The sequence below is a fragment of the Nocardiopsis sp. CNT312 genome, assembly GCF_000515115.1.
Lineage (GTDB): Bacteria > Actinomycetota > Actinomycetes > Streptosporangiales > Streptosporangiaceae > Nocardiopsis.
The window spans coordinates 189,617-203,452 of the sequence record NZ_KI911537.1; the positions used below are offsets into that span (position 1 = coordinate 189,617).

Genomic DNA, 13,836 nt, shown 5'->3' on the forward strand with positions numbered 1-13,836 from the left:
CAACACGCCGTGCACACGGTTCTGGTTCCATGTGCACGGCCCCGCGACCGTCGAGCAAGGAGAGAAACGTGAGCCAGACCCCAAAGCCCGGTGTGCCCGATACCGCGGCCGCCTTCGAGGACGTGTTCACCGCCAACGGCGCCTACGTGTCCGAGTTCGCGCTTCAGGGCCTCAAGCCCGCCGCGGCACGGGGTCTGGCCCTGGTGACCTGTATGGACTCCAGGATCGAGCCGCTGGACACGCTCGGTCTGAAGCCCGGCGACGCCAAGATCCTGCGCAACGCGGGGGCCCGCGTCACCGACGACACCCTGCGCACCCTCGTCCTGGCGGTGTACCTGCTGGAGGTGGACCGGGTCCTGGTCATGCCGCACACCAAGTGCAAGATGGCGTCCGTGGAGAGCGACGAGGCGGTCCACGACCTCATCCTGGAGGAACACGGGGTCGACACACGCAGCCTGGAGTTCCACACCGACAACGACCAGCTCGGAGCCCTCGAGCACGACCTGGAGCGGATCCGCCACCACCCGCTGCTGCCCCAGGGCCTGCCCGTGGCCGGTGCGATCTACGACGTGGACACAGGCAGGGTCGCCCCCGCCGACCTCTGAGCGCGGTGTGCCCTCGGGCGCGTGTGCCCGCGGCCCTCTCCGGGGATCCTTCTCTAGGGGACGGGAACGGTAGGGCGTTCCCCCGGTCCGTTCCGGACCGCTCCCGTCCCCTCGTGTGTCGTCTGGGAATGCGGTCGCTCCCGTGACCGTTGTGATCCCAACGCGGCACAGCCGTCGAGAGGAGCACCGTGAAAGAGAACACCTACGACACCTTCAACCGGGCTCGCATGTTCATGGAACTGGGCGACCCGATCTACGCCGCCCGCACCCTCGAACCGGCCGTCGAGGCGGAACCGGAGAGCCGCTCCCTCCTGGAGCTCCTGGGCCGCGCCTACTTCCACTCCGCGCAGCTCAACAAAGCCGAACAGACCTTCCGCCGGATCATCGAGCTCGACCCCGTCGACAACTGGGCCCACATCGCCCTCGCCCGCACCCTCGAACGGCAGAGCCGGAGCGAGGAGGCCGCGATCTACCGGCGCATGCACGCCGCTATGTCCGGCGGGTCTTTGGACTGACCCCTGTTCATGGTCCCTCGCAAGCTCGGGACGCCGCTCGCGGCACGGAGAACCAGCCCCTCCGTCCTCGCCCGCCCGCCACCACCCCCAACCGACACCTGCGGCGCCCTCGTGCTGCTCCCACCCCTCACCTGAAGCCAGACGACTGCGCCCCCGCTCCCCCTCAGGCCCGGGAGGTGCCCGTCGGCCGTGAGCGCCCCGGTGGTCGGGGCTACGCTGCTGAACATGACACGTCCCTCAGATCCCGACGGCCCCGGACCCGCCGACGGCACGGCGTGGGTGGAGCGCTCCGGCCCCTCCGCCCGCTCCTGGGCCGACGAGGCGGTACGCCAGGTCGTCGCGGACGCCAACCGTTCGGCCGACACCCACCTGCACGTGTTCCCCCTGCCGCCCGCATGGGGGATCGACCTGTACCTGAAGGACGAGTCGGTCCACCCCACCGGCAGCCTCAAGCACCGGCTGGCGCGCTCACTGTTCCTCTACGGCCTGGCCAACGGCTGGATCGCCGAGGGCACCACGATCATCGAGGCGAGTTCCGGATCCACCGCCGTGTCCGAGGCCTACTTCGCCCGGCTGCTCGGCCTGGACTTCGTCACCGTCGTGCCGCGCAGCACGAGCCCGGAGAAGATCGCGCTGATCGAGCGGTACGGCGGACGGTGCCACTTCGTCAACGCCCCGCCCGACATGTACACCGAGGCCGAGCGCCTCGCTCGTGAGACGGGCGGCCACTACATGGACCAGTTCACCTACGCCGAGCGGGCCACCGACTGGCGGGGCAACAACAACATCGCCGAGTCGGTCTTCGAGCAGCTCGCCCTGGAGCGCTACCCCTGCCCCGAGTGGATCGTGGTGGGCGCGGGGACCGGGGGCACGTCCGCCACCATCGGCCGCTACCTGCGCTATCGCCGTCTGCGCACCCGCCTGGCCGTGGTGGACCCGGAACACTCGGCGTTCTTCCCCGGCTGGGTGGCCGGTGCCCCCGACTACTCCACGGGTATGCCGTCCAGGATCGAGGGCATCGGCCGTCCCCGCGTGGAGCCGAGCTTCGTGCCCTCGGTCATCGACCTGATGGTGCCGGTTCCCGACGCCGCGAGCATCGCCGCGATGCGCCACCTGCACGACGTGACCGGCCTCAGCGCAGGCGGCTCCACGGGGACCAATCTGTGGGGCGTGTGGCACCTGGTCGCCAGGATGCTCCGTGAGGGGCGCCGGGGCAGCGTAGTCACGCTGATCTGCGACGGCGGCGAACGCTACCAGCACAGCTACTACGACGACGCGTGGGTGGCGGGCCAGGGGCTGGACCCCGCCCCCTACCGCGCGGCCGTGGAGCGGCTGCTCTCCGACGGGGCCTGGTCCCCGCCCGGCCCCTAGCGTCAGGTGTCGATGCGGGCGGCGTCCAACTCCTGGGCACCCGCCTGGATGAACTTGCGCCGGGGCGCCACCTCGTTGCCCATCAGCAGGTTGAACACGGCCGAGGCCTCCTCTGCCTGCTCCACCCGGATCCGCCGGAGGGTGCGTCGGCGCGGGTCCATGGTGGTCTCCGCGAGCTGGTCGGCGTCCATCTCACCCAGGCCCTTGTACCGCTGGACCGGCTCCTTCCAGGTGATCTTGCGCTTCTCCAGGTCCAGCAGGGTACGCGTCAGCTCGGCGTCGGAGTAGGTGTAGACGTAGCGGTCCTCGGGCCTGGCCCCGCGCTTGCGGCGGACGTTGGTGAGCTCGATGCGGTGCAGCGGCGGCACCGCGGCGAACACCCGGCCCGCCTCCAGCATGGGCCGCATGTACCGGTAGATGAGCGTGAGCAGCAGGCAGCGGATGTGCGCGCCGTCGACGTCGGCGTCGGCCATGAGGATGATCCGGCCGTAGCGGGCGGCGTCGATGTCGAACGTGCGGCCCGACCCGGCGCCGACCACCTGGAGGATCGCGGCGCACTCAGTGTTCTTGAGCATGTCGGCCACCGACGACTTCTGCACGTTGAGGATCTTGCCCCGGATCGGCAGGAGCGCCTGGAACTCCGAGTCGCGGGCGAGCTTGGCGGTGCCCAGCGCCGAGTCCCCCTCGACGATGAACAGTTCGCTGTGCTCCAGGCCCTCGCTGCGGCAGTCCACGAGCTTGGCGGGCAGCGCCGAGTTCTCCAGGGCGTTCTTGCGCCGCTGGGTCTCGCGCTGCTGGCGTGCGGCCAGACGGGCCTTGGCCGCGCCCACGACCTTCTCCAGGACGGTGCGCGCCTTGGCCTTCTCGACCTTCCTCGTGGAGGTGAGGAACTCCTTGAGTTCTCGGCCCACCACCTGGGAGACGATCCGGGAGGCGGCGGAGGTGCCCAGGATCTCCTTGGTCTGCCCCTCGAACTGGGGCTCGGGGAGGCGGACGGTGACGACCGCGGTGAGCCCCTCCTGGGTGTCGTCCTTGGTGACGGGGTCGTCGCTGTTCTTCAGCAGTTTGGTGGCGCGCAACTGCTCGTTGATCACCCGCACCAGGGAGCGCTCGAAGCCGTTGATGTGCGTGCCGCCCTTGGGGGTGGCGATGACGTTGACGAAGGAGCGGACCGTGCTGTCGTAGCCGGTGCCCCAGCGCAGGGCCACGTCCACGTCCAGGCGGCGCTCGACGTCGGAGGGGACCATGTGACCGGCCTCGTCCAGGACCGGGACGGTCTCGGTGAAGGTTCCGCTGCCCTGGATGCGCAGGACGTCGCTGACCGGTTCGTCCGGGGACAGGAAGGTGCAGAACTCGCTGATGCCGCCGTCGAAGCGGAACTCCTCGGTGTGGGCCGACTCGCCCTCCACGCGCTCGTCGCGCACGGCGATGGTCAGCCCCGGCACGAGGAACGCGGTCTGGCGGGCCCGGTCCAGCAGGGACTGGCGGGCGATCTCGGCGTCCTTGAGGAAGATCTGCATGTCCGGCCAGAACCGGATGCGGGTTCCGGTGATCGTGGTGGCGACCTTGCGGACCTGCTCAAGCCCGGAGACGGGTGTGAATTCGGCGTCGGGTCCGGCCCCGGCGAAGCGGCCCGGGATGCCGCGGCGGAAGCTGATCGCGTGGGTGCGGCCCTGGCGGTCGACCTCGACGTCCAGCCGGGCGGACAGGGCGTTGACGACGGAGGCGCCGACGCCGTGCAGGCCGCCGGAGGCGGTGTAGGAGCCCGAGCCGAACTTGCCGCCGGCGTGGAGCTTGGTCATGACCAGTTCAACGCCGGACAGACCGGACTTGGGCTCGATGTCCACGGGGATACCGCGGCCGTCGTCGCTGACGGAGACGGAGCCGTCGGTGTGCAGGGTGACGTCGATGCGTTCGCAGAAACCGCCCAGGGCCTCGTCGACGGAGTTGTCGATGACCTCCCACATGCAGTGGGTGAGGCCACGGCTGTCGGTCGACCCGATGTACATGCCCGGCCGTTTGCGGACGGCCTCGAGTCCCTCCAGGACCGACAGGTGCCGAGCGGAGTAATCCTCGGGGTCGTGGACGGCGGCGGTCAAGGCGGTCACTCGGACATCTCCTGCGTCTTGAAGGGCCAGAGGGGCGGTGATGCGGTGCGTGCCCTTTGTACCGCGCCGCACCGACGAAAGGGGGCAGGCCACGGCGCGTTCGGCCGCTTCCTCCACCCCGGGGCGTGGGCCGGACGGGGGCCGTGGGCCGCGGGTGGCGCCCGGGCCGGTGAGGCGGTCGGATGGACCCCGCCCCGCGCGAGACTACCACCTCCTGTCGATGCGACCTGGATACTCCCGTTTCCTTCCGTCACAGACTCCACAAGAGGGACCTCAGAGGTATAAAGTGCATGAAAAGTGACTTACTACCCATTCGGCGCACCCCCGGAATCCTTCGGACCGATTCCGCTGTCGGCGTACACCAGGCCTGGTTGGGAACGTCCCAGTCCGGTTAGGTGTTCTGAGAGGTGACTAACGCCGAGTATTGAGGATGGCGAAGTGACTGGAACCCTTGCCCCCACCCAGCCGCTGACGGCTGCTGACCGTTGCGACCGCTGTGGTGCACAGGCCTACGTCCGAGTGCTCCTGAACTCCGGCGGCGAGCTTCTGTTCTGCGCGCACCACATGCGCAAGCACGACGAGTCCCTGCGCAAGATCGCCACGGACATCCAGGACGAGACGGACAAGCTCCACGAGAGCAAGAACACCGCCGACGAGCGTTAGCCACCAGGCAGCGATGAACGGGGGGCGGCGGCCCGGCCGGGCCGCCGCCCCCCGCCTGTCCGGACCTCAGCGGGCGAGGACCCGGTAGTGGTACCGGTCCACCACCGCGAACCCTGCCCTTTCGTAGACCCGGCGCGCCGCGGCGTTGCCCTCCTCCACCAGCAGGTACGCGCGCTCGGCACCCCCGCCCTGCCCCCAGGCCAGCAGCGCGCCGACGATACCGCCGGCCAGGCCGCGCCCCCGCTCCCGCGGGTCGGTGAACATGGCGTAGATCCCCACCGTCGCACCAGAGAGCGCCGCACACCCCCGCGCGGCCCCGGAAGACTCGACCGCGTAGCCCATCACGGGGACGCGGTCCATGATCCGGTGCTGTCCCCGGGCGACCCGCCGCGAGGCGCCCTCGGCCGACCACAGCGCACGCCAGCGCCCGTCCGGACGCGACAGGACCTCGAAGCGCTCTCCAGGACCAGCCGCGTCGGTCAGGTGCCGCTCCATGACCAGGCTCGGCCCGCCCCGCTCATAACCCCGTTCCGCCAGCTCGCGGTCCAAGCCCTCCATCCCCGGCCAGACCTGGACCACGGCGGGCAGGCCCCGGTCGCGGTAGAAGCACTCGACGGTCTCCGGACTCGCGCCCGGCTCCAGGCGCACCGCCGAGTTGGCGCGCTTGGTCACACCCCCCGCGTACCCCAGGCGCCACCCCCTGGTGACCTCCGTCTCCTCCGGGGGCCAGTCCTCGGCGACCCTGCGCGCCCACTCGTGCATCCTCTGCCCCTCCACGCGTCCGACGACCCGGTGCCACCACCGGCGGAGCCCTACTATGGCAGGGGCCGCTCCGGCCCCTCCCCCGCTGTACCAGGAAAGTTCCGCGATGCTCATCTTGCTGCCGCCCTCCGAGGGCAAGGCCGCCTCCGGCGACGGCCCGGGGCTGGACCTGTCCGCACTGACCCTCCCCGAACTGGCCCCCGCCCGCGAGAAGGTCATGGCGGCCCTGGCCGACCTGTGCTCGGGACCGGAGGAGGAGGCCCTGAGGGTGCTGGGCCTGTCGGCCTCCCAGGCCGAGGCCCTCAAGCGCGACCTGGACACGGCCACCGCACCGACCCTGCGCGCCGCCGACCTGTACACCGGGGTGCTCTACGACCGCCTCGGGCTCCCCGGACTGCTCGACTCCCCCGCCGCCGACCGCGTGCGCGAGCGCGTCCTGGTCTTCTCCGGCCTGTGGGGCGTGGTGGGGCCCGAGGACCGGCTGCCCCCGTACCGCCTGTCCATGGGGGTCAGGCTGCCGCCGCTCGGCAGCCTGGGGGCCTACTGGCGGCACGCGCTGAAGGGGCCGCTGGAGGCGCTGTCGGAGGGGCGGCTGCTGGTGGACTGCCGCTCGTCGGCCTACGCCGCGGCGTTCAAGCCCTCGGGCACCGCCGCCGCGCGGACCGTGGCGGTGCGGGTTCTGCGCGAACGCGTGGTCGGGGGCCGGGTACGCCGCTCCGTGGTCAGCCACATGGCCAAGGCCACACGCGGCGACATCGCCCGCGCCCTGCTGGCCGAGGGCGTGGCGGCGGCCACGCCCGAGGAGTTGGCGGCGGCCCTGGCCGATCTCGGGTACACGGTGGAGCTCCAGCCCGGCCCCCGGCCCGGGGCCGCACGCACCCTGGACGTCCTCAGCGCTGACTGAAGACCCGGCCACGACGGGTTCGGGGGGCTTTATGCCGCACCTACACGGCGTGCGCCACGATGGGTCCCGTCGGACGGGCATCGGCGTGAGGCGGGGGCTGCGCCCGATTCGCCGACGGGGCGCACCGAGGTGACGTCGCAGGACAGCACGAACCGGTGCGGCCTCCCGAAGGGTCGGGCTGCCGCACCGGCACGGGGCCTCTCAGGTCGTCTCCGCCCGGACCGGCCTAGTCCAGGTAGTCACGGAGCACCTGCGAGCGCGACGGGTGACGGAGCTTCGACATCGTCTTGCTCTCGATCTGCCGGATACGCTCACGAGTGACCCCGTAGACCTTGCCGATCTCGTCTAAAGTCTTGGGCTGTCCGTCGGTGAGCCCAAAGCGCATGGAGACCACGCCGGCCTCACGCTCGGAGAGGGTGTCGAGCACCGAGTGCAACTGCTCCTGGAGCAGCGTGAAGCTGACCGCCTCACCGGGCTGGATCGCCTCGGAGTCCTCGATGAGGTCGCCGAACTCGCTGTCGCCGTCCTCGCCCAGCGGGGTGTGCAGGGAGATCGGCTCTCGGCCGTACTTCTGCACCTCGACGACCTTCTCCGGGGTCATGTCGAGTTCCTTGGCCAGCTCCTCCGGGGTGGGCTCGCGACCCAGGTCCTGGAGCATCTGGCGCTGGACGCGGGCCAGCTTGTTGATGACCTCGACCATGTGCACCGGGATACGGATGGTGCGGGCCTGGTCTGCCATGGCGCGGGTGATCGCCTGACGGATCCACCAGGTGGCGTAGGTGGAGAACTTGAAGCCCTTGGTGTAGTCGAACTTCTCCACCGCGCGGATCAGACCGAGATTGCCCTCCTGGATCAGGTCCAGGAACAGCATCCCACGGCCGGTGTAGCGCTTGGCCAGCGAGACCACCAGACGGAGGTTGGCCTCCAGCAGGTGCTTCTTGGCCCGGCCGCCGTCCTCGGCGATCCATTCCAGCTCGTCGCGCAGCTCGAAGGTGAGGACCTCGCCCTCCTCGGAGAGCTTCTCCTCGGCGAACAGGCCGGCCTCGATCCGCTTGGCGAGCTCGACCTCCTGCTCGGCGTTGAGCAGCGGCACCTTGCCGATCTGCTTCAGGTAGTCCTTGACGGGGTCGGCGGTGGCACCGGCCGCGACCACCTGGGCTGCGGGAGCATCGTCGTCATCGTCGTAGAGGACGAAGGACTCGTCCTCGGACTTGGGCGCGACCGGCGATCCCACGGCTTCGGGCTTGGCCGGCTTGGCGGGCTCCGCGGGGTCCTCGACCAGCTCCAGCTCGGCACCGGTGTGTTCGAGGTCGTCGTCGATACCGCCGTCCGCGAGACCCCCGGGCGCGGGAGCGAGCTCGAGGTCCTTCTTGTTGGCCGCGGTCTTGGTCTTGGCCGGGGCGGCGGCCTTCTTCGGAGCCGCCTTCCTGGCGGTGGTCTTGTTGGCCGCGGTCTTGGTCTTGGCCGTCGCGGCGGCCTTCTTCGGAGCCGCCTTCCTGGCGGTGGTCTTCTTGGCCGCCGCGGTCTTCTTCGCAGCACCGTCGGCGGACTCGGCGGAGCCGACCACAGCGGTGACCCGCTCCGGCTGCTCCTGGGCCGCCGCGGCGCGGACCGGCTTGGCCGCGGCCTTGGTCTTGGCCGGGGCGGATCGGGTGGCCGCCGCCTTGCGCTTGGGAGCCTTGCGCCGGGAGGAGGCCGACTCGGGAACGAGCACGGTCACGTCCTCCTTTGCGAGGGTACGAAGCACGGACTGCGCCTGCGACATCGGGATCTCGGCCTCTTCGAAGGCACGGCGCACGTCCTCGGGCTCAAGGAAGCCCTGGGACCGCCCACGCTCGATCAGCTGCTGAATGACGGGCTCTTGCAGTGACTCGGACTGCTTCGAGCGAGTCGAACTGGCAGATGACACAAACACCTCTCGAACGGACGTGTGGTGAGACTGTCGGACCCATTGGCCCGCCTGTCCGGGACCGGGCACAGGCCCCCTCCCACCTGCGGCCTGGGATCGTCCCCACCAGGGCGGGGAAGCCGTTTGTTATCAAGCGTATGCGCTCTCGGAGGTCACCCCCCTGGAGGATCACCCCCGCGTCGCGAGGCGGAACGGCTTCTTCACTGTAGGCAAGGCAATGGACTTGTTCGTACGGTTTACCGCTCCGGCCCGGAGTCGATCACCGGAAGCTGAACGGCGAGCAGAGTGACGTCATCGTCCTGCTCGTACCCTTCGAGCATGCTCTCAACAAGGTACTCCAGCATTTGCTGTGGATCGCCCACCGCCTCCGCCGGAGCCGACGCGGCCACGGTGACCAGTTCGTCGAGCCCGCGTGCGACGGACCGTTTGCGGTTCTCAACCAGTCCATCGGAGTAGAGGGCGATGGTGTTACCGGGTTGGACGAAGAATTTGTGGTGGCTCCGCGGGGTGCTGACGCCGAGCGGGGTGTCGGGCTCGCTCTCCAGCAGGGAGGGGCCCGCGTTGCCCGCCACCACCAGCGGGGGCAGATGGCCCGCGTTGCTGAGGTCGAGTTGCCCGGTGACCGGGTCCAGGACGAAGTAGACCAGGGTGGTCACCTGGTCCGTGCCCTCGGTGGCGGAGAACATGCGGTCGAGTCCGGTGAGGACGTCGACGGGTTCGGGCATGGAGAAGGCCAGGGCGCGCAGTGCGCTGCGGATGCGGCTCATTCCCGAGGCGGCGGGGATGCCCTTGCCCATGACGTCGCCGAGCACCCCGGCGACCCTGCCGTCAGGCAGCGGGAAGGCGTCGTACCAGTCGCCGCCCACCTGCACGTGCCGGGAGCCGGAGCGGTAGTAGGCCGCCAGGCGTACCCCACGGACCACGGGAAGCTCCTCCGGCAGGAGGCTGTGCTGGAGCGCCTGTGCGGTGTCGTGTTCGCGCTCGTAGAGCTGGGCGCGGCCGATGGCCAGAGCGCACTGCCCGGCGAGCGCCTCCAGGAACACCCGTTCCTCGTCGGTGACTTCGCGGGGCTGGTGGAACGCCAGGCGCAGGGCTCCGATGGCACGGCCCGCGACCATCATCGGCAGTGCGGCCCAAGCACGCTCCGGAGTGGTCTCCAGCAGTTCGTCGATCTCGGGCGCGTCCTCGAACAGGGCGCGCAGCTCGCCGGGGTCTGCGGCCCAACAGGGAGCCTGGTCCGCGGCGGCCCGGGCCGCCGTGTCGGGGTGGTCCAGGGAGAAAGAGGCCCCGGGGGACCGGCGGTCCGCCGCCATGGGGTGCAGCCGCAGCCCGTCTCGATCGAAGAGCACCAGGGAGGTGTGCCCGGCCCCGACGTCGGTACGGCCGATGGCGGACATCGCCTCGACGACGTCGTCGACGGTGAGCGCCTCAGCGAGGTCGGATGTGGCCTTCTGGAGGCGGACCGTGCGCATGGCCGCCTCGGTGAGCTGCTGGTTGAAGCGCTGGCGGAGTTCGTCGGCCTCGCGCTCGGTGGTGACGTCGACGAACGTGCCGATCCACTCCACGGTCTCGGCCCCGTCCACGATCGGGTGGGCGCGCGCCCGGTAGTGGTCGTAGCCGCCCGATCTGGTGCGCACGCGGAACATGGCGTCGAAGGGGGTCACGTCAATGACGGCGTCGTCCCAGGCGCGTTCGACGCGGGGGCGGTCGTCGGGGTGGATCGCCTCCAGCCACCCCCGGCCGAGGTAGAACTCGCGCTCCTGGCCGGTGACGGCGCGCCACTGGGGGCAGTCCTCGTGCATGCCGCCGTCGGGCCCGGCCGCCCAGAGGATCTGGTGGCCCACCTGGAGCAGGGCGCGCAGGCGCTGCTCGTCGAGCCGGGAGGCGCCGGTCTCGTGCTCGCGCAGGGCGATGACCGCCACTTGCCCCTCGCTGGTTCCGGGGTCGGCGACGGGGAACCAGGTCAGGTCCCAGGCCTGTCCCCGGGCGGGGCGGAAGCGGCTGCGGACTGCCTGGCCGCCGGCTCGCACAGCCTCCAGGGAGGCCCGCTGGTCGGCCGCCCCGGCCGGGTCGCCGGCCTCGTCGAGCAATTCGGCCGGGCCGCGTCCCAGACACCGGGCCGGTGCCGCGCCGAACAGCGCGGCGAGCCGTGGGTTGACGGCGGCCAGGCGGTCGTCGGGACCGATCAGGCCGAACCCTATGGGCGCGTCGGCGAGAAGGGACTTCACCGCGACCGGCAGTTCCGCTCCGTCAGCCCTGGGGGGCGGAATGGACGTCTCGGCGCTCAACTGCTCGACACCTCCGAAAACCCTCGGGTTCCCCACCCGTGTCCCGCTGGGGATGCTGCCTGGCCCGCCATGTCCCCCGAGGGTCGGACCGGGCCGGCGGCGAGCGCCGGAAGGGTTCGTCGCCGAAGCGCGTCGGGGGCTCCGCGACCCTCGGGAGCCACACTCCAGGACTCCTCTCGGCCGCTGTCACCGCTCAAGCATAAGACACAGAGCCCCAGGCGCAACGGCCGCTGTGGACCGCGCCCCGGAGAACCGGAGGTCAAGCGTCGTCCATATCCCGGTCCCGGAATGGTCGCCCGAGGGCATTCGACCCGTGTACTACTTGAGCCACCCGCAATGCATGTGTTCGACTGTTCTGTACGCGGGTTCTCAAAGTGGAGCCCCTTCCATGACTGAGAAGTCCACTTTCTCCACGTCGGTGCGGCCCAACGGTCGGACCTGGGGCAACGCTGCTCTCCGAGTTTTCATCCCCGGCGCTCCGGGACGGGGGTTGACAGTGCGTCCAGAACAAGTGGAATGGGTGGAGGTCACCGTCCAGGCCATCGTCACCAAAGGGGTGTGAGCGAGAATGCTCCAGACCTTCCCGGTCCAGGATCTCCGGCGGATCTCGGCGCGGCTCCACAATGAGTTCAGCGCCCTGCCCCACCGCTGTGTCGAGCGCTGCGTGAGCGACACCTGGAACTGTGTGGAGCATCTGGGCATCACGGTCACCCCCCACCTGGTCGAGCGGGTCGCTCGGGAGCACCTGGAGGCGATGGTCAACTCCGTACCGCCCTCCCAACCCGAAACCGTACTGTCTCGTTTGTCAGGAAAATCCCTTACCGGGTATGGGGCGGTCCCCAAACCGCGATGACCTCTCCGAACCCGCGCGGAGCGGAATCCGTCGTCGCTGGCATACCCTCGGATGGTGCCCTCCCCGACACCTCCCACACCCACAGGACCCGAACCCGTACCCGGCGCCGTCTTCGAACAGATGCTGCGCGCGGCCAGGGAACTGCTGGCCATGCGCCACCCGCTCGACGCGGAACTGGCCTTCAGCGAGATGCTCGGCTCCTGGTGGGGGCAGCGCATCCCGGGGGTGGACGTCGAGCGCCTGCTCGGTGAGGGCCTGGTCGTGCACGCCACGGCCTCCGGAAACCCGGCGGGCCTGGGCGTCCTGGCGGCCGTCGGAGCTCTGGGCACGTCCGCCCCGCAGCGGCACCTGGCCGAACAGGGGATGATCGCGCTCCAGGAACGCGGCCTGCAGACGCCCGAGTGGGCCTCCCAGCTCGGCGCGGTCACGCCCCTGTCCGCCCACGTCCACGGGGACCGGTTCGGCGATACCGACGACGTGGTGTGCGTCTTCGGTCGGGGGCCGGCCGACGGATCCGCCCCGCCCGCTCCCGAGCACGCGATGGTGCTGGTCGTGGACCACAACGGCGGCGGCCTGCTGCGCGACGCCTGGGTCACGTCCCAGGTCGGCGAACTCCTCGACCAGTGCGAGCGCAGGGCCGCGCGGGACACCTTCCTCCGCTTCTCCGAGGTGGGCCTCTCCGAGGCGCGGGCGATTCTGGAACGGGCCCTTGAACGCACCAGCCAGGTGGTGGACGAGCCCGGCACCGGCCACGGCGCGGGTCCTGCCGTACACCCCGTGGGCCTGACCGCAGCCGACCTGGCCGGCGGATCCCTCGCCGCCCACTTCGCCCTCGCCCGCTCGCGTATCGAGGCCCTTCCCAGGGAGAGGGGCCGGTCCGCCGCCACGGTGTGGCGGCGCGACCAGCGCGCCGTCTTGGCCGCGCGCTTCCTCGCCTCGGATGAGGCGACCGAACTGTCCGACTCCTACGCCGCGAGCCGCTGCGCGGACCACATCATCACCCACGGGTGCGATGTGGACGCGGGCCGCCCGCTGCGCGTCAGCCCGCGCAAGGCGGAGTCGTTCCTACTGCACTGGCTGCCCGGACGCGTCGTTCTGCTCCCCGAGGAGCAGGAGGCCATGCCGCACGTGCTGGCCGCGTGGGTGCGGTGGGCGGCGGCCGAGAGCGGAGAGCTTCCGGAGGTCGCCGTGGGGGCGACCCTCGACGCCGTGTGGGAGTCCACCGCCGCCTTCGCCCGCACCTACCGCGACCCCGCCAGACCGCTGGGACTGAACGAGAAGGCGGTGCGCCGCCTGCTGCCCGACGGGGACTTCTCCTCGCTCGCCCGGCGGATCTTCGCCTTCCCTCTGTTGGCCAGCGACCTCGTCTCGTGGGACGTGGAGGAGTTCGACCCCGCCACCTCGCGTGGTCGCCGGGCCCTGCTCAGGCTGGACCACTACGGAGAGTACGAGGCCTCGACCCCGCACAACGGCCGCCACTCCAGCGGCCAGGACCACTGGTACCGCCCGGTCGCCGGCACCGGTCCCGAACGCGCTCGGGACCTGGACCGCCACGAGCGGCTGGCCGAGCGCCTCTGGAACGGACGCCCCGCCGAACTGTGGAGCGCCGCCCAGCGCATGCTCGACCAGGGGACGGACCGGGCCGCCGTGCTCACCGCGCTGAGCGCCGAGCTGGAGTCGGCCGCCGACGAGGCCGACCTGCGCCGACGGCTGCGCTCCCTCCCCTAGCACCCGGCGGACAGGAACCGCGCCGCAGGCGACCCATGAGGGTGGCGGTGGGCGACGGACGAACAGGAACCGCGCCGCAGGCGACCCATGAGGGTGGCGGTGGGCGACGGACGAACAGGAACCGCGCCGC

Annotated in this window: 11 protein-coding genes; 7 read left to right on the top strand and 4 right to left on the bottom strand. The window is 70.8% G+C overall.

The window, feature by feature from the left end; translation table 11 throughout:
* Positions 1 to 29: 29 nt before the first annotated feature.
* From B042_RS0119730 to B042_RS0119740, 3 genes are all read left to right on the top strand, one after another.
* Positions 30 to 605 carry a carbonic anhydrase gene (locus B042_RS0119730; protein ID WP_081748895.1) on the top strand — a complete coding sequence of 192 codons (576 nt, stop codon included), beginning with the start codon at positions 30 to 32 and terminating at the stop codon, positions 603 to 605.
* A 188-nt stretch (positions 606 to 793) separates the two neighbouring features.
* Positions 794 to 1,120, top strand: a complete 327-nt coding sequence (locus tag B042_RS0119735; RefSeq protein WP_028649790.1) for a tetratricopeptide repeat protein — start codon at positions 794 to 796, stop codon at positions 1,118 to 1,120.
* Positions 1,121 to 1,345: 225 nt separating this feature from the next.
* Positions 1,346 to 2,491 (top strand): PLP-dependent cysteine synthase family protein, encoded by a 1,146-nt coding sequence (locus B042_RS0119740; RefSeq protein ID WP_028649791.1) that lies wholly within the window; start codon positions 1,346 to 1,348, stop codon positions 2,489 to 2,491.
* Positions 2,492 to 2,493: 2 nt separating this feature from the next.
* On the opposite strand, the gene B042_RS0119745 is transcribed toward B042_RS0119740, so the two are convergent.
* Complete coding sequence (locus tag B042_RS0119745; RefSeq protein ID WP_028649792.1) at positions 2,494 to 4,599, bottom strand: type IIA DNA topoisomerase subunit B; 2,106 nt, start codon at positions 4,597 to 4,599, stop codon at positions 2,494 to 2,496.
* 438 nt (positions 4,600 to 5,037) lie between these two features.
* Here B042_RS0119745 and B042_RS0119750 point away from each other — a divergent pair, with 438 nt between their 5' ends.
* Positions 5,038 to 5,262: a hypothetical protein gene (locus B042_RS0119750; RefSeq protein ID WP_028649793.1), complete on the top strand. Its 225-nt coding sequence runs from the start codon at positions 5,038 to 5,040 to the stop codon at positions 5,260 to 5,262.
* A gap of 66 nt (positions 5,263 to 5,328) precedes the next feature.
* On the opposite strand, the gene B042_RS0119755 is transcribed toward B042_RS0119750, so the two are convergent.
* Complete coding sequence (locus tag B042_RS0119755) at positions 5,329 to 6,024, bottom strand: GNAT family N-acetyltransferase (RefSeq protein ID WP_028649794.1); 696 nt, start codon at positions 6,022 to 6,024, stop codon at positions 5,329 to 5,331.
* A 106-nt stretch (positions 6,025 to 6,130) separates the two neighbouring features.
* On the opposite strand from B042_RS0119755, the gene yaaA reads away from it, so the two are divergent.
* Entirely contained in the window at positions 6,131 to 6,928 is a 798-nt protein-coding gene (gene yaaA, locus B042_RS0119760) for a peroxide stress protein YaaA (RefSeq protein ID WP_028649795.1), read from the top strand.
* A 226-nt stretch (positions 6,929 to 7,154) separates the two neighbouring features.
* Here the strand turns inward: yaaA and B042_RS0119765 are convergent, their stop codons facing one another.
* Complete coding sequence (locus B042_RS0119765; protein ID WP_155989235.1) at positions 7,155 to 8,837, bottom strand: RNA polymerase sigma factor; 1,683 nt, start codon at positions 8,835 to 8,837, stop codon at positions 7,155 to 7,157.
* 236 nt (positions 8,838 to 9,073) lie between these two features.
* Entirely contained in the window at positions 9,074 to 11,125 is a 2,052-nt protein-coding gene (locus B042_RS0119770; protein WP_028649797.1) for a SpoIIE family protein phosphatase, read from the bottom strand.
* Between the two features lie 568 nt (positions 11,126 to 11,693).
* Here B042_RS0119770 and B042_RS25405 point away from each other — a divergent pair.
* Positions 11,694 to 11,978, top strand: coding sequence for a hypothetical protein (locus tag B042_RS25405; protein ID WP_028649798.1), 285 nt, complete (start codon positions 11,694 to 11,696; stop codon positions 11,976 to 11,978).
* A 120-nt stretch (positions 11,979 to 12,098) separates the two neighbouring features.
* Positions 12,099 to 13,706 (top strand): hypothetical protein, encoded by a 1,608-nt coding sequence (locus B042_RS0119780; RefSeq protein ID WP_028649799.1) that lies wholly within the window; start codon positions 12,099 to 12,101, stop codon positions 13,704 to 13,706.
* The last annotated feature ends 130 nt before the right edge of the window (positions 13,707 to 13,836 follow it).

Excerpts from the sequence above, each read along its gene's own strand:
- B042_RS0119730 (WP_081748895.1), top strand. The coding sequence starts at position 30 with ATGTGCACGGCCCCGCGACCGTCGAGCAAGGAGAGAAACGTGAGCCAG.
- B042_RS0119740 (WP_028649791.1), top strand. The coding sequence starts at position 1,346 with ATGACACGTCCCTCAGATCCCGACGGCCCCGGACCCGCCGACGGCACG.
- B042_RS0119755 (WP_028649794.1), bottom strand. The coding sequence starts at position 6,024 with ATGCACGAGTGGGCGCGCAGGGTCGCCGAGGACTGGCCCCCGGAGGAG.
- yaaA (WP_028649795.1), top strand. The coding sequence starts at position 6,131 with ATGCTCATCTTGCTGCCGCCCTCCGAGGGCAAGGCCGCCTCCGGCGAC.
- B042_RS25405 (WP_028649798.1), top strand. The coding sequence starts at position 11,694 with ATGCTCCAGACCTTCCCGGTCCAGGATCTCCGGCGGATCTCGGCGCGG.
- B042_RS0119780 (WP_028649799.1), top strand. The coding sequence starts at position 12,099 with ATGCTGCGCGCGGCCAGGGAACTGCTGGCCATGCGCCACCCGCTCGAC.